At 35.0% G+C, this 15,892-nt stretch carries 16 protein-coding genes and 1 pseudogene; 10 read left to right on the top strand and 7 right to left on the bottom strand.

Features of this window, described 5'->3' with window-relative positions:
• Positions 1-18: 18 nt before the first annotated feature.
• From QWY91_RS00435 to QWY91_RS00450, 4 genes are all read right to left on the bottom strand, one after another.
• Positions 19-1,233: an ammonium transporter gene (locus QWY91_RS00435; RefSeq protein ID WP_290230581.1), complete on the bottom strand. Its 1,215-nt coding sequence runs from the start codon at positions 1,231-1,233 to the stop codon at positions 19-21.
• 29 nt (positions 1,234-1,262) lie between these two features.
• On the bottom strand, positions 1,263-1,601 hold the full coding sequence (locus tag QWY91_RS00440) for a P-II family nitrogen regulator (RefSeq protein WP_290230582.1): 339 nt from the start codon (positions 1,599-1,601) through the stop codon (positions 1,263-1,265).
• A gap of 172 nt (positions 1,602-1,773) precedes the next feature.
• Entirely contained in the window at positions 1,774-2,148 is a 375-nt protein-coding gene (gene crcB / locus QWY91_RS00445; RefSeq protein WP_290230584.1) for a fluoride efflux transporter CrcB, read from the bottom strand.
• Entirely contained in the window at positions 2,141-3,187 is a 1,047-nt protein-coding gene (locus QWY91_RS00450) for an SRPBCC family protein (protein ID WP_290230586.1), read from the bottom strand. Before QWY91_RS00450 ends, crcB begins: the two co-directional genes overlap by 8 nt.
• A 282-nt stretch (positions 3,188-3,469) precedes the next feature.
• Between QWY91_RS00450 and QWY91_RS00460 the strand changes: the two genes are divergently transcribed.
• Complete coding sequence (locus QWY91_RS00460; protein WP_290230591.1) at positions 3,470-3,856, top strand: pyrophosphohydrolase domain-containing protein; 387 nt, start codon at positions 3,470-3,472, stop codon at positions 3,854-3,856.
• A 1-nt stretch (position 3,857) separates the two neighbouring features.
• Here QWY91_RS00460 and QWY91_RS00465 read toward each other — a convergent pair whose 3' ends face one another.
• Together QWY91_RS00465 and QWY91_RS00470 are read right to left on the bottom strand one after the other, a co-directional pair.
• Positions 3,858-5,726 carry a BamA/TamA family outer membrane protein gene (locus QWY91_RS00465; RefSeq protein WP_290230594.1) on the bottom strand — a complete coding sequence of 623 codons (1,869 nt, stop codon included), beginning with the start codon at positions 5,724-5,726 and terminating at the stop codon, positions 3,858-3,860.
• Positions 5,727-5,869: 143 nt separating this feature from the next.
• Positions 5,870-6,937, bottom strand: a complete 1,068-nt coding sequence (locus QWY91_RS00470) for a branched-chain amino acid aminotransferase (protein ID WP_290230598.1) — start codon at positions 6,935-6,937, stop codon at positions 5,870-5,872.
• A 105-nt stretch (positions 6,938-7,042) separates the two neighbouring features.
• Here QWY91_RS00470 and QWY91_RS00475 point away from each other — a divergent pair, with 105 nt between their 5' ends.
• The 3 genes from QWY91_RS00475 (at position 7,043) to QWY91_RS00485 (ending at position 9,217) form a co-directional block, all read left to right on the top strand.
• On the top strand, positions 7,043-7,567 hold the full coding sequence (locus tag QWY91_RS00475; protein ID WP_290230600.1) for a DUF4920 domain-containing protein: 525 nt from the start codon (positions 7,043-7,045) through the stop codon (positions 7,565-7,567).
• Positions 7,568-7,570: 3 nt separating this feature from the next.
• A complete protein-coding gene (mnmC2, locus tag QWY91_RS00480; RefSeq protein WP_290230603.1) occupies positions 7,571-8,242 on the top strand; it encodes a tRNA (5-methylaminomethyl-2-thiouridine)(34)-methyltransferase MnmC2 in 672 nt (223 codons plus the stop codon).
• A gap of 72 nt (positions 8,243-8,314) precedes the next feature.
• A complete protein-coding gene (locus tag QWY91_RS00485) occupies positions 8,315-9,217 on the top strand; it encodes a TIGR01777 family oxidoreductase (RefSeq protein WP_290230605.1) in 903 nt (300 codons plus the stop codon).
• 77 nt (positions 9,218-9,294) lie between these two features.
• Here QWY91_RS00485 and QWY91_RS00490 read toward each other — a convergent pair whose 3' ends face one another.
• Positions 9,295-9,969 (bottom strand): YceI family protein, encoded by a 675-nt coding sequence (locus QWY91_RS00490; protein WP_290230606.1) that lies wholly within the window; start codon positions 9,967-9,969, stop codon positions 9,295-9,297.
• 168 nt (positions 9,970-10,137) lie between these two features.
• On the opposite strand from QWY91_RS00490, the gene QWY91_RS00495 reads away from it, so the two are divergent.
• From QWY91_RS00495 to QWY91_RS00520, 6 genes and pseudogenes are all read left to right on the top strand, one after another.
• Positions 10,138-10,725: a nucleotide exchange factor GrpE gene (locus QWY91_RS00495; protein WP_290230608.1), complete on the top strand. Its 588-nt coding sequence runs from the start codon at positions 10,138-10,140 to the stop codon at positions 10,723-10,725.
• Between the two features lie 34 nt (positions 10,726-10,759).
• Positions 10,760-11,886 (top strand): annotated as a pseudogene (dnaJ, locus tag QWY91_RS00500) (molecular chaperone DnaJ).
• A gap of 214 nt (positions 11,887-12,100) precedes the next feature.
• A complete protein-coding gene (locus tag QWY91_RS00505) occupies positions 12,101-12,640 on the top strand; it encodes a fasciclin domain-containing protein (protein ID WP_290230610.1) in 540 nt (179 codons plus the stop codon).
• 138 nt (positions 12,641-12,778) lie between these two features.
• Positions 12,779-13,708, top strand: coding sequence for an ABC transporter ATP-binding protein (locus QWY91_RS00510; RefSeq protein WP_290230612.1), 930 nt, complete (start codon positions 12,779-12,781; stop codon positions 13,706-13,708).
• Positions 13,701-14,996 (top strand): ABC transporter permease, encoded by a 1,296-nt coding sequence (locus QWY91_RS00515; protein ID WP_290230614.1) that lies wholly within the window; start codon positions 13,701-13,703, stop codon positions 14,994-14,996. The genes QWY91_RS00510 and QWY91_RS00515 overlap by 8 nt, the downstream gene beginning before the upstream one ends.
• 1 nt (position 14,997) lies before the next feature.
• Complete coding sequence (locus tag QWY91_RS00520; RefSeq protein ID WP_290230615.1) at positions 14,998-15,891, top strand: mechanosensitive ion channel family protein; 894 nt, start codon at positions 14,998-15,000, stop codon at positions 15,889-15,891.
• Position 15,892 lies beyond the last annotated feature (1 nt).

The raw sequence follows: 15,892 nt of genomic DNA on the forward strand, positions 1-15,892 counted from the left end.
ATAATGGAATAGCAAATGTTATTTATCTCTACCAAATTCTGGATAAGAATCTATACCATGCTCGTGAATATCTAATCCATCAAGTTCCTCTTTCTCTGTAACTCTTAGTCCCATAACAGCTTTAAGAATAGAAAGTAAGATAAAGGTTGTAATCATTGCCCAAGCCCCGATAGAGACTACACCAATAGCCTGTACACCAAGTTGTGCAAATCCTCCACCGTAAAGCAGTCCGCCATCAGTAGCAAAAACTCCTACTAATAATGTACCTACAGCACCAACAACACCATGCACAGAGATTGCTCCCACAGGATCATCGATCTTAAGTACCTTATCAATAAATTCGATAGAGAATACTACAACAATACCAGATACGATTCCGATTATAAATGCTCCCATAGGGTCTACTGCCGCACATCCTGCAGTGATTCCTACAAGACCAGCTAAGGCACCGTTTAAGGTCATTGAAATATCGGCTTTGCCATATCTAATCCAGGTAAGGAATAAGGCAACAACAGCACCGGCTGCGGCTGCAAGGTTCGTAGTGATTACAATACCGGCAACATTGTTAGCACTGTCACCAGAAATTGCAAGTTCAGAACCCGGATTAAAACCGAACCAACCTAACCATAAGATAAATACCCCAAGTGCACCGTAAAGCATATTGTGACCAGGTAATGCATTAGATTTTCCGTCAGTATATTTACCGATACGAGGTCCTACTAAAGCAGCGGCAACCAAAGCTGCCCAACCACCTACTGAGTGTACTACGGTAGAGCCTGCAAAATCAATAAACCCAAGACCGGTTAACCAACCGTCTCCTTGCCATACCCAATGGCCCGAGATAGGATAAATTACAGTTGTTAATAATAAAGAGAAAATCAAGTATGTAGAGAATTTTGTTCTCTCTGCGATAGCACCAGATACAATCGTTGCGGCTGTCGCGCAAAAAACTGTCTGGAAAAATAAATTATGCATGTCTCCACGAACATCATAAAATAAACTAGGTGTTCCTATAAAGCTACCAATAGAATCACCATACATGATTGTATATCCAATAGCCCAAAAAGCTAAAGACCCCACAGAAAGATCCATAAGGTTTTTCATAATAATGTTAGAGGTATTCTTTGCTCGCGTGAATCCGGCTTCAACAAGTGTAAAACCTGCCTGCATAAAGAAAACAAGTATTCCACAAATTATAATCCACATTAAATCTAATACAGCATCTGTTTCCATAATAATTTCGTTATTTCTTAGTTAGTTAATTATTTAAGGGAGTCGGTTCCTTTTTCTTTCGTACGTATACGGTAAGCTTCGTCTATGGTAGAAACGAAAATTTTACCGTCGCCAACAGAACCGGTATAAGCAGATTCTAAAATGGCATTTATGGTTTTGTCCAGGAATTCGTCAGAAACGGTTATGGACAATTTTCTTCTTTGGATATCGGCAGTGCTGTAAGATACCCCGCGATATACATGTCCTTGTTTTTCGTTTCCAACCCCTGTTACATCCCAGTACGTAAAAAAAACAACCTCAGAGCTGTGCAAGGCTTTTTTTACTTCGTCAAATTTTGACTTTCTGATAATAGCTTCAATTTTCTTCATAAGAATTTCAGGTTTAGTGATTTAAAAGTATTAAAAATTCTTAAATAAAGTTAAATAAAGAGGGGGTAAGCTTAAATTAATGTGAATATGAGAATATTACCCCTAACATTTTATGGGGTAAATAATTAAAATGACGAAATGTAAGTTTTCAGTAGAAAGTTTTTAATGGCTATTAGCTAATTTTGGAAAGAAATAGGCCAAAAAAGGTTGAAGAAATACCAATAATTAGTGTTGCAAGTGCATAAATCACAAAATTATAGTAGTCACCAGATCTTAAAAGTGCTTGATTTTCAAAAGAAAAGGTCGAGAAAGTAGTGAAGCCACCACAAAATCCTGTAGCCAGAATTAAATTAGTAGCGCTATTAAGTGTATTATTTTTTATCGCAATGCCAAGAAATAATCCGATCAAAAAGCTGCCTAGAATATTTACAGTAAATGTCCCCCAGGGCAAATTAGTTCCGGTGCTGTTCAATGCTCTGCTAATTAAATAACGACAAACGCTGCCTAAGCCACCTCCCAAAAATACCAGCAATGCACTTTTAATCATTTTCTATCTCCTTTATCGGGATGTAAATATTTGTAATCCATTCTGCAGGATTAGCAGTTTCTATAGGATTGGTTTGGTATACTTCAAAAGGTTTAGCACTTTCAGCAATTTCAAGTCCGTTGTTATCAATGTATTGATACGCTTTTTTCCAGGCTTCTTCAATATTATCATATTTCCCCTTGAGTACCGTTTTTAATACCTTTTGATTCGGCATACTACCATTCAAAACATCAGCATCTATAGGGGTACGAACTTCGTTTGGAGTGAAATAACCAGCAGAAAAAATTGCAGAATTGTTAGATTGATTCCATTCGTTATAAATGACAACAGGATTACCTAATTTCTCAAAACCCTGAGTTTCCATGAAATTTGATACTTGGGTAACCATTGGTTGCATTTTACTGTTTACTTGGCTTATTTTGCTTGCAGTCGTCATATACATATAATAACCGCCACCATGATTCACAACACCATCAACGCTAATGTTATATTCATTCATTTTGTTATCTATGACCTGCTGCATCGCTGTCAAACCTGCACTTAGTTTAGGCTGCATCATTTCAGAAAGTGATCGATCTTCGAACAATGACAGGAATTTTTCTTTGAAGCTTTGTGATCCTTCCATGATCCAAGTAACCTTGGTTTGATCATTTTCAATAGGTTCAAAATTCCATGATACTTTACTATGATCCTCACCCAAAAGATTTGAAATCTTAATTTTCTGGATAATTTGTGTAAAAGGTTTAGTCTCTATTGTTTTTAATTGTCCTTCACCAATATCATCACTTTCCCATTCGTAAGAAGCTCCAACACCTTTAATAATATCGCCATAATTAACTGTTGCTTCTGAAGATGTAGACCAGGCTGCCCAATATTCCCAATTTTTAAAATCATTAACCTCATTAAAAATCAATTCTTGTGGAGCATCGAAGACCTGTGTTTCTTCGACCTTAAAATCTCCATCTTTAGTTGCTATATAAATAGAACCTCCAATAAGAACGATAAGAAGTAAAAAAAGTAGATATTTAAAAATTTTCATAGGTTAAGATATCACAATTGGTGCTAATATAAGAAAATAGCCGACAGCCTACTTGTTAAGATAAAGCTTAATTACAAAGAGTAAGGCTATAAATGCAATAAAGCCTATTAAGACATAAATGCTATTTTTATAATATTTTCGATGTAATTTTAAATCCTTTCGATACATAAAGACCATTACTATAATAAAAGTAATCAGAAAAAGCCCCGCAAATATCCACTGCCCTGTACTAAACATTTTGTCTATTTTTATGCAAATTTAAATGAATAAGCTAAAAAACACATGAAAAAAAGAATCGAAGATGTTACACAATTTCATAATGCATTTGGTTTAGGGGTTAGTGAACATCCAAAAGCCAGTTTGGGCGAAGCAAAAAACAAACTTCGTTTTGAATTAATGAAGGAAGAAAATGAAGAATATCTAGAAGCTGCGGAAAATAATGACCTGGTTGAGGTAGCAGACGCTCTTGGTGATATGCTGTATATTTTATGCGGAACTATTTTAGAACACGGGATGCAACATAAAATTGAAGAAGTTTTTGAAGAAATACAGAAAAGCAATATGAGTAAATTAGGTGCTGATGGAAAACCTATATATCGAGAAGATGGTAAAGTTCTAAAAGGGCCAAATTATTTCAAACCCAATATTAAAGCTATTCTTGATAAATAAGTTATCGAAATTCTAAGATATGCGGAGGCTCGTAGCGGTAATTTTCTAATCTAAATTGATTATCGGTATTCACATCGAAATCTAAGACGTTACGACCTCTCCCTGGGATATTCGGGAAAATGGCGAAGGATAAGCGAATATTGTCAAAAACAAAATAATCATTGCTTATTAAAACGCCTAATCCAAATTTGGTATAAAGCTCATTTTGGAAAAATGGGGTGGGTTCTTCACCAATAAAACCTAAATCGAAATTAACAAACGGACTCATCCTAAAACCTAGCCAGTTAAAAGGAACATAAGACTGGGTTTGGAAGTTAAATACAAATTTTCGCGTTCCATAAACTTCATGCGTGTCAAAACCGTAAATGCCATCGTCGTCATTTATTGATATTCTATCATTTATAAAGTCTTTTCTCTTAATGCCTACTACCATATTGGTTTTTATAAACTGTCTAAAAAACCAACTTCCGATTCTGAAAATAGGAGTGAAGTAGGTATTTTCTAATCTGAATAAGGATTGTCTTGCGGCGCCATTTCTAAAATAACTTCCGTAGCCAATATTGGTCGCCAGGTATCCAAAATTTTTAAGATAGTCTGAAAAAGTTAAATCTATTCCCAGATATAGAAAATTTTGAGTACTTGAATTTCGCTGTACTCCGGCATTCAGAATATAGCTGTAACCAAGAGAAATATCTTCGATATCACCATTTCTAAAAATATAGCGATCACGGGTAAAATTTATATTTCTAACCCCTATAGATCCCAAAAGAACATTACTATTGGTAAAATAAGAAACCGAATCGATCTGTTCTCCCGGCCTGTCCATGTAGAATCGTTTCGTAAATCGTCCTGCAATAACTAAGTTAGTAGGTAGTTTTTCTTCAGAATCTTTATTAGCAATTGGGATGGCGTAAGCGCCCCAGGCATTAAAATCTCTAAATTTTAAAGGCTCTCTTAATAAGGTATCTAACTCCTGATGATAAATATTTTCTTTATATAGATTTTCCCGCATACTAAGTTGGCCGGCCCAGCGCGCGTAAGGAGAGTAAAACTCTCGATCTATGCTCGCGTAATTTTTATATGATTTGTCGACTTCCAGATCTCTTATTGCTTCAGCATTAATATAGGTGTCGAATAAATTTTGCGCTCGATATCCAACGGTATACCCAAAGCCAATTTCATCATCATATCCTTGTTTATATGCTAATGTGGTTTGATGTCCTAAACCGAAGCTATTATATTCCCGAATTCTTAATTCCACTTTTCGGCTGGATACATCCCCGTCTACAGATAAACTCCAGCTGTCCAAGACATAAACATATAGGTCTACGCTATCAGGATCGTCTTCTAAGATAACAGGTCGAATTAGTGCACGTCTAATATATTTCTGAGCTCTAAGGACACGTTCAGATTCCAGTATTTGTAAAGAATCCAGCTTAGTATTTTTTTCGATTAGCAAAAGCCCTCTAACAGTAAAACTTTTGGTGCGCGCGTGTAGAACATTTCCTATTTTTTGGATGCCTTTTGTTGGGCGCACTGCAGTATCCTTTTCGCTATAGCCAAAAGGGTCTAAAGAATTAATCTTAATATCTCTTATGGATTTGCCCTGATATTGCTTAAAATCTCGCTGTAATTGATCTTCTATCTTTTTAGTTGCTTTTTTAGAATTTGCCGGATCTACAGGGTCAAACATCAAATCATAAAGCATACGAGTAAACTTGCTATTTTTAGTCCTTTCTTGCAGTCGTTTATAGAAACTAAGATCTTTCGCTAATTGTGTAGAATCGCGAACAGGAAAACGGCTTAAACTGTCATTTTGAGCAGATACCGAAAAGCAGCAGAATAATATTAATATAAAAGCGTATCTCAACTCATATTCCTTTTTCCAGATCCCGACAAACTTATGTATTTTTTTTTAATCGAAATATTTAGTCTGTGTTAAAGGGAGGGAAGATATTTAAAATAAAAATGCGCTGAATTTCAGCGCATTTTATAGAAAACTTAAAATCAGAATTATTTAACGGCATGTCGCCATCCAAATTTGTCTTCAGCCTGATTGTATTGTATTTTTAATAAGCGATCCTTAAAGGAATTCGCATAAGAATCTTCTATGCTAGGCAATTCGTGTTTTTCACCTTTATAACCAAATCCTAAGATAGGAGTAACCACGGTAGCAGTTCCAGATCCAAAGATTTCTTTCAGCTCTCCAGATTTAGCTGCTTCTATAATTTCAGAAACTTTAATTCTACGAATATCAACTTCTATATTAGCATCTTTTGCAAGATCGATAATGCTTTTACGAGTTATACCATCTAAAATTCTATCGCTGGTAGGTGCAGTTACTAGTTTATCTCCTATTCTAAAGAAAACATTCATTGTACCTGCTTCTTCCAGATATTCATGCGAATTTGCATCGGTCCAGATAATTTGCTGGTATCCTTCTTTATGTGCGATATCTGTAGGGAAGAATTGAGCACCATAGTTACCTGCTGCCTTTGCAAAACCAACGCCACCATCGGCAGCACGGCTATAATCTTCAGAGATTTTAACTCGTACTTCGCCACTGTAGTAAGCCTGTGCAGGAGAACATAGGATCATAAATTTATATTCAGTTGCAGGAGAGGCAGACACTCCAGCTTCGGTTGCAATTACAAAAGGGCGTAAATACATCGAATTCCCAAATCCTTTTTGGATCCATTCTTTATCCAATTTCAATAATTCTTCCAACCCATTGAAAAAATGACCTTTAGGGAATTCAGGAATTGCAAGACGATTACTAGATTTATTAATTCGCTCAAAATTTTGCTCTGGTCTAAAAAGCCAAATTTGATCATCATTATCTTTATAGGCTTTCATACCTTCAAAAACGGCTTGGCCATAGTGAAAAACCTTTGCAGATGGATCCATCATTAGCGGTCCATAAGGAACAATTTCGGGTGTTTGCCAGGAACCATCTTTATAATCACAAACCATCATGTGGTCGGTAAAAACTTTACCAAATGTAAGATTGCTAAAATCTGTAGTAGATAATTTAGAAGAAGATGTTTTAGTGATTTTTACTTTAGTTGCGATGTTTTCCATTTTGTATTATTTAAGAACTTCAAATTTACCTAAATAAAAACAAATTTAAAATCTAAAGTTTTGGTAATTTTGATGCTATAAATAGCTAACTAATCTATTTTACTTATGAAAAAACTAATCTATTCAGCACTAATTTGCTGTTCAATTCTGGCTTGTAAAAATTCTGAAGAAAAGAAAGTAGAAGCTGAAAATACAGTTGAAGTTCAGGAAAAAGAAAATAATGAGCTAGCATACGCGAGCTATGGGGAAGAAATTTCTGCGGAAGGAGCAGTGGATGCTGAAGCTATTGCTGAAGATTATAAGAAGCTAAAACCTGGCGATACGATTGCTACGAGTTTTACCTCTACAGTAAATGCGGTTTGCAAAATGAAAGGTTGTTGGATGGATTTAGAAATTCCCGGTGATGAAGATGTGAGCGTTAAATTTAAGAATTACGAATTTTTTGTACCAAAAGATATAGAAGGTAAAGAAGTTGTCGTTGAGGGAAAGGCTTTTATTCAGGAGGTTTCTGTTGAAGATCAAAAGCATTACGCTAAAGATGCTGGTAAATCTGAAGAAGAAATCCAATCGATTACAGAACCAAAGCACGAATTTGCATTTTTAGCAAATGGTGTGCTTTTAAAGAAATAGTTTTTGGAACGAAAAATTATTAAAACCGGTGATGGCTCGTCCACCATTCATATTCCAGAATGGGACGAACAATACCATTCTAAACACGGGGCTTTACAAGAAGCAATGCACGTTTTTATTAAAATGGGATTGGATTTTTGGGTTGCTGAAAATAAAAAATCTAAACTTTCTGTTTTAGAAATAGGCTTTGGCACTGGCTTAAATGCTTTACTTACCTATTTTTATACCACCAATCTTAAAGTAAATTACACCGGAGTAGAAGCATATCCGGTAAAGCCTGAAGAATTGGCGGTCTTAGATTATGCTTCAGTTTTGCCAAATTTCGAAAAAGCCGATGATATCTTTAATAAGATGCATCAAATAGACTGGGAAGAATTCAGTGAAATAGCATCTAATTTCAGTTTAAGAAAACAGCAAAAAATATTTCAGGAAATAGAAGACCAGGAATCTTACGATATTGTTTATTTTGATGCCTTTGGCGCCAGGCTACAACCAGAATTGTGGACAGAGCTTATTTTTAAGAAAATGTTCGATGCTTTAAAAAGTAAGGGTGTATTAGTAACTTATGCCGCTAAGGGCAGTGTTCGCAGAGCGATGCAGGCTGTAGGATTTCAGGTAGAGCGATTGCCTGGACCTCCTGGTAAAAGAGAAATGTTAAGAGCCGTTAAAAATTAGGATTATTAGCTGTTAAACCTCGCTAAATCAATTCTGGGGTTAATTGATAAACAGTATCTTCAAAAGAAAAAAATGCGGGTATTAATAACTGGAGCAACCGGCCTTATCGGTACTAAAATTTCAGCATTATGTCATGAAAAAGGCATTGATGTAAATTATCTTACCACAAGTGAAGATAAGATTCAGCATAAAGATCATTATCGGGGATTTCTATGGAACCCTCAAAAGGGTGAAATCGATAAACGAGCAATCGATAATGTAGATGCTATTATTAATTTAGTAGGTGCTAGTATTGCCCAGCGCTGGACAGATGAAAATAAGCGCAAAATTCTAAATAGTCGTGTAGAAAGTACAAATCTTCTTTGTAACACCTTATCTAAAAATGACCATCAAATTAAGCAAATAGTATCTGCTAGTGCTATTGGAGTGTATCCAAGCTCACTGCAAAAGCTTTATTTTGAAGACAAAGATGCTATAGATGATTCTTTCGTAGGAGATGTGGTCGTTAAATGGGAAAGTGCCGTTGACAACTTTAAAGATTTAGGCTTAAAAGTTTCTAAGATTAGAATTGGTTTGGTAATGGCTAAAAATGGCGGAATGCTAGAAAAGCTGAAAGAGCCTGTGAAGTTTAACATCGGAGCTCCTTTAGGTACTGGAAAACAATGGCAATCTTGGATTCATATTAGTGATCTAACCAACATTTTTATGTACGTCCTCGAAAATGGCCTAAGCGGAACTTTTAACGGTGTTGCACCAAATCCTGTAACTAATAAAGAAATGACTAAAGAAGTGGCAAATCAATTAAATAAACCACTTTGGTTGCCTAATGTACCCGGTTTTGTGCTAAAAACTTATTTTGGTGAGATGGCAACGCTGTTACTTTCCAGCCAATTAGTAAGTAGTAAGAAAATTGAAGAACAGGGATACCATTTTCAGTATCTTCATTTACAACCAGCTTTAGATGATTTACTATAAAATCAAAATACAATAAATAAAAAAAGGCTAGCAATTTAAATTGCTAGCCTTTTTTTATAATCTTAACTTAGATAAAATTAAGCTTTCTTATTCGCTTTAATATCTAATTTTAAAGTGATGTCATCATAAATGAAGTTATCACCTAAACCATCAAATACAGATTTAGAACCGTAATTTACGTTCCAGTTTGTACGATCGATTTTAAACTCTTCACTAGAGATTTCGTATCCGTTATCAGTTTTATTAATAGACACTGGGAAAAAAATGTTTTTAGTTTCTTCTTTAATAGTAAGATTACCTTCTAACATCATTTTTCCTTCAGTTTCAGAAATTCCAGTAACTTCAAAAGAAGCATCAGAATATTCGTTTACGTTAAAGAAATCACCTTCTTTACCTTCAACAGTACCCATTAAGTGAGCCTCTAAGCTTTTCTTATCGTCACCTTCTAAATCAGTAACTTCAATAGAAGTCATATCAATAGTAAAGTTTCCGCTTTCGATAATGCTATCGTTTGCCATAAAAGTACCATCAGAAACTTGGATAGTTCCAGTATGTTGTCCAGTTGGCTTCTCTCCAATCCAGCTAATGGTAGATGCAGTAGTATCTACTGTATACTCCATAGATTCAGCAGTTGCTTCTGCTGCCTCTTTAGCATCTTCAGCAGATGTTTCGTGCCCGTTGTTGTTTTTACAACTTCCTAGACCTACGATAAGGCTTAACGCCATAAATCCTTTTACAATGTTTTTCTTCATCTTTTTAGAAATTTAGTTTTTTGCAATTTGGTTGAGCGGCAAAAGTACAATGAAATAAAAATAATTGTACTAAAATAATATTAAAAAATATCTGTGACATTTTGACACAATCCTAGGAATGGCAATAAATTTGTCTATACTATTGCATCAAAAATTGATATTAAGACAATGACAAAGAAAGCTAACGATAAGGATCAAAATTCTGTAAAAGATCAGGTAGAAGAAAATATCGATAAAGCAATCGACGAAGTGGAGAATGAGCAAGCCGAAAAGGCTGAGGATAACGATAATGCCGAGGAAGAAATTTCTGAAACTGATAAATTAAAAGAAGAAGTACAAAAAGAGAAAGATAAATTTTTACGTCTCTTTGCTGAATTTGAAAACTTCAAAAAGCGTACTTCTAAGGAAAGGTTAGAGTTGTTTAAAACAGCCAATCAGGAGGTGATGATTGCAATGTTGCCAGTTCTTGATGATTTTGACAGAGCTTTAATTGAAATTAGGAAAACAGAAGACAAAAACCTTTTAAAAGGAGTTGAGCTGATCCATACCAAATTTAGCGAAACACTTAAAAATAAAGGTTTAGAGCCTGTTGAAGTAAATAAAGGAGATGCTTTTGATGCTGATATTCACGAAGCGATAACTCAAATTCCGGCTCCTAGCGACGATCTTAGAGGAAAAATCGTTGATGTTGTAGAGCAGGGATATAAATTAGGGGAGCGCATAATTCGTTATCCAAAAGTTGTTACCGGTAAGTAAACCGAAACATCTTGAAAAATAACAAATTTTAGACATGAAAGAAGATTATTACGACATATTAGGTTTAAGTAAAGGTGCATCTGCAGCTGAAATTAAGAAAGCTTATCGTAAGATGGCGATCAAATATCACCCTGATAAAAATCCCGTGATACAGAAGCTGAGAATAAATTTAAGAAAGCAGCTGAAGCTTACGAAGTTTTAGGAAACGAAGAAAAACGCGCAAAATACGATCGATTTGGTCATCAGGCTTTCGACGGCGGCTTCGGCGGAGGCGGCGGAGGTGGTATGAATATGGACGACATATTCAGCCAATTTGGTGATATCTTCGGTGGTGGCGGCTTTGGCGGCGGCGGATTCTCCGGTTTCGGTGGTTTTGGTGGCGGTGGTCAACGTCGTGCCAAAGGTAGCAATCTAAGAATTCGAGTTTCTCTAACTTTAGAAGAAATTGCTAATGGTGTCGAGAAGAAGATAAAAGTAAAGCGAAAAGTTCAGGCAGCTGGCACAACCTACAAAACTTGTTCAACTTGTAATGGTACGGGACAGGTAACCCGTGTTACTAATACGATTCTGGGAAGAATGCAAACGGCTTCTCCTTGTACGACTTGTGGAGGTAGCGGACAGATGATAGATCAAAAGCCTGCTGATGCCGATGCACAGGGTCTAAAAGTTCAGGAAGAAATGGTTTCTATTAAAATACCTGCGGGTGTTGAAGATGGAATGCAATTGAAAGTTTCTGGAAAAGGTAATGATGCTCCAGGTAATGGAATTGCAGGAGACCTTTTAGTAGCTATAGAAGAAAAGGCTCATGAAAGTTTACAGCGTGAGGGTGATAATTTACACTATGATCTTTATGTAAGTATTTCTGAAGCTGCTTTAGGTGCTTCTAAAGAAATCCATACTGTTAATGGTAAAGTGCGTATCAAAGTGGAACCAGGAGTTCAATCTGGAAAAATACTAAGATTACGCGGTAAAGGTGTTAGCAATTTGAACGGTTATGGTAAAGGAGATTTACTAGTTCATGTAAATGTTTGGACACCAAAAACACTAACAAAAGAACAAAAAGAATTTTTCGAGAAGATGGCTAATGACGAGAACTTCCAGCCGAATCCCGAAAAAAGCGATAAATCATTTTTTGAAAAAGTTAAAGATATGTTTTCTTAGATCCTTGGTTTTAAGAAAAAATTTATATATTTGATTCTCACTAAGACTTTTAGTGATAATTTTTCTTTTTCATAGCAATTTTTTTCCCATCCTTAATTATTTAGGGGTGGGTTTTGTTTTTTTAACAGGCTCGTTAAACCTATTATAAACCTGCTATAAAAGTCTTCGTTAGTTGGTTCTTCTTTTCTATTTTTCTGGAAACAAAAATAAAATCATGAAAAAGAAAACTTTACTTTTAATGATGTTGTTAGGATTTATAACAACTTTTACATTCGCTCAGGAAAAAGAATTCTTCTCTACCGTAGATGATACTGAAAATTATTCAGCTTTAGAACTGGCGCAAAATGACGATCAATTTTCTATCTTTTTAAGTTTCTTAGAAGCATCTGGTTTAGATACTTCTATGGAATATGCTGATGGATTTACCATTTTTATCCCAACCAATGATGCTTTTGGTGAAATGAAAGTAAGTAAGCTTTCAGAACTTACCAGCGCTGAAAATAAAACGAAATTAATCGATTTTGTAAAACATTATATTGTACCAGAGAAGGTTTATAAAAACCAATTTAACGATTCTCAGGTAATTGCCATTTCTGAAGATGAGTCAATCAAGATTAATACTGATATGAATGGAAATAGTGTTTCAATTGGAGGTGCAAATATTATAAGCAGTGACATTGAAACCAAAAACGGAGTAGTGCATGTAGTAGATCAATTACTAACTACAACAGATTATTTTTCAAGTTCTTACTAGAATTTTATAAAATTTAAATTATTAAGCTTGCTCATTTAGAGCAGGCTTTTTTTATGACAAATACTCAGATTAAATATTCTCGGCAATTTTAAAGTCTCTATTAGGATTTGAATATATTTACACCTTCAAAATAAATTTATGGAAAATCTCTTGGTAGCAGAGAATATCTACAAACAGTTTGGAGGTTATACTGCACTAAATAATGTTTCAATCACCATCCCTAAAGGTAGCATATTTGGTTTGCTAGGGCCAAACGGTGCAGGTAAAACAACATTTATAAGGATCATCAACCAAATAACCATGCCAGATCAAGGTAGCGTATATCTTGACGGTAAGCCTTTGCATCAAGACGATATTCGGCATATTGGCTACTTACCAGAAGAGCGAGGTCTTTATAAATCTATGAAAGTTGGCGAGCAAGCCATGTATTTAGCAAGATTAAAAGGACTTTCTAAAGCTGAAGCGAAAGAGCGATTAAAGTATTGGTTCGAAAAACTAGAGATTACTGGTTGGTGGGATAAGAAAATCCAGGAGTTATCTAAAGGGATGGCTCAAAAAGTACAATTTGTAATTACCGTTTTGCACGATCCCAAATTGTTGATTTTTGATGAACCTTTTAGCGGATTTGATCCCGTAAACGCCAATATCATAAAACGCGAGATCTTAGAATTAAAGGAAAAGGGCGCCACAATTTTATTTTCTACCCATCGTATGGAAAGTGTAGAAGAACTTTGTGATTATATGGCTTTAATTAATAAATCCAATAAATTGCTGGACGGCAAAGTTTCAGAAATTAAAAAGGAATATAAAAATAATACTTTTGAAGTTGGTCTGGAGACAGAGAACGAGGAAGCGCTATTAAAAGAACTTCAGGATAGATTCAAGATCGGTAAAGCGCAATTTAAAAGTATAAATGATGATTTAAAAGTTAGCATTCAGCTTAATCCTTTGGATAGTCCAAACGATCTAATTCAGTATTTATTAACGAAGGCTAGAATCAACCATTTTGTAGAAGTTATTCCTTCTGTAAACGATATTTTTATTAAAACAGTTACTCATAATGCGTAGTTTAAGACTTATCATTCAAAGAGAGTATTTAGCAAGAGTTCGCAATAGAACCTTTATTGTAATGACATTCTTGAGTCCTGTAATTTTAGTGGGAATGTTTGCGTTGATTGCCTACTTGAGTATGCTGAATAGCAGCGAGCAGCGAATTATCGGATTGCACGATGAAACAGGTTTATTTCTGAAGGAATTTCAGGATGATGAAAACTTGCAGTATCTAAATTTTTCAGATAAAGAATTAACAGAGGCTAAAAAAATTGTTCGTGAAAATGAATATTATGGCCTTATACATATTCCTACTGCCGATAATCATAACGAACTTACCGGTAGGGTTGAATTTTTTGGTGAAGAGTCGCCAGGTTTAGGAACTGTACAGCATATAGAGAAAATAATTGCAGATAAATTGCAGCGCAATGAGCTGATCTCAAGAGGTGTTGATGTAAGTCAGATCGATTCAGCAAAAACTAAAGTTAACGTAGAAATACAAAATTTCTCGGGAGAGCGTACTTCAAAAATGGTGAATTACCTTAGGATGTTTTTTGGAGGTGCAGCTGGTTATCTACTTATGATGTTTATTATCATTTATGGTAATATGGTAATGCGATCGGTGATTGAAGAGAAAACAAACCGTATTATAGAAATTATAGTTTCTTCTGTCAAACCAATTCAGTTAATGCTAGGGAAAGTTTTAGGAACATCTCTAGCCGGAATTACACAATTTACCATTTGGGTGATTTTAGGCGGAATCTTGTATACCATTGCGGGTCTATACTTCGGGATAGACCTAATGAATGCGCAACCTTCGCAAGCAAGCCTTAATGAAATAAATATTCCAGAAATAAATCAGATTGTAGCAGATGTACTCAATCTTCCAATCTTGAGTTTAATCATTTATTTTCTGGTCTACTTTTTAGGAGGATACTTTTTATATAGTGCCATTTATGCATCGATAGGAGCTGCGGTAGATAGTGAAACCGATACGCAGCAGTTTATGTTTCCGGTAATTATTCCGCTTATGCTCGGGATCTATGTTGGTTTTTTCGCCGTTATAGAAAATCCACACGGAACGGTAAGTACTATTTTTTCCATGATTCCGCTAACATCTCCTATAGTTATGTTAATGCGTATTCCATTTGGAGTGCCATGGTGGGAAATTTCACTTTCTATTCTTATATTGCTTATAACCAACGCGGGAGTAGTATGGCTTGCCGCCAAGATTTACAGAGTTGGGATATTAATGTATGGTAAAAAAGCCAGTTATAAAGAAATTTATAAATGGTTGAAATATTAGAATGCAAGAAAACGACACAGCAAATCAAATTTCTGAAGTATTAGAGCAGGATGTTTGGGGGAATATTAAAAGTGCCTTAAATTTTCCTTTACTAGAAAAGCCTTTCGAATTAACTGTAGGAACGGTGATTCTAGTAATTTTTGTTTTCGTATTAACCTCAGTGCTACTGCGTGTTATTCGTAATTTCATTGCTGGTAAACTTTTAGATGAGGATAAATTAAAGTTTATAAGTGTCTTTAAGTTTGTAAAATATGTGGTTTATCTCATTGTAATTTTAATCACTTTGAGTTCTACCGGTATCGATATTTCGATATTACTTACTGCTTCAGCTGCTTTATTCGTTGGTGTTGGTCTTGCTTTGCAAGAATTGTTTCAGGATATTATTGGTGGTATTTTTATTATTTTAGATAAGTCACTTTTGGTAGGAGATATTATCGAAATTGAAAATAAAGTAGCCAGAGTTTTCGAAATTAAATTGAGAACAACCAGGGCGCTAACCAGAGACGATAAAGTAATGATAATACCTAATCACAAATTTATAAGTGATACGGTTTATAATTACACTCAAAATCATCGAACTACAAGGGAGAATGTAAAGGTAGGAGTAGCTTACGGAAGCGATACCAAAAAAGTACAGCAGCTTTTATTAGATTGTGTCACACAGCAAAAAGGTATTTTAAAAACGCCAAAACCATTTGTTTTATTTGAAGATTTTGGAGACTCCGCTTTACTATTTGGACTTTACTTTTATCTAAGCGATAGTTTTACAGATCCTAAAGTTAAAAGTGAATTGCGATTTAAAATAGACGATAGTTTTAGACAAAACGGAATTACAATTCCATTCCCACAAAGAGATGTCCACATGTTTTATCCAAATAATACTGAAAAAGAATGAT

This window comes from Zunongwangia endophytica, assembly GCF_030409505.1.
GTDB classification, from domain to species: domain Bacteria; phylum Bacteroidota; class Bacteroidia; order Flavobacteriales; family Flavobacteriaceae; genus Zunongwangia; species Zunongwangia endophytica.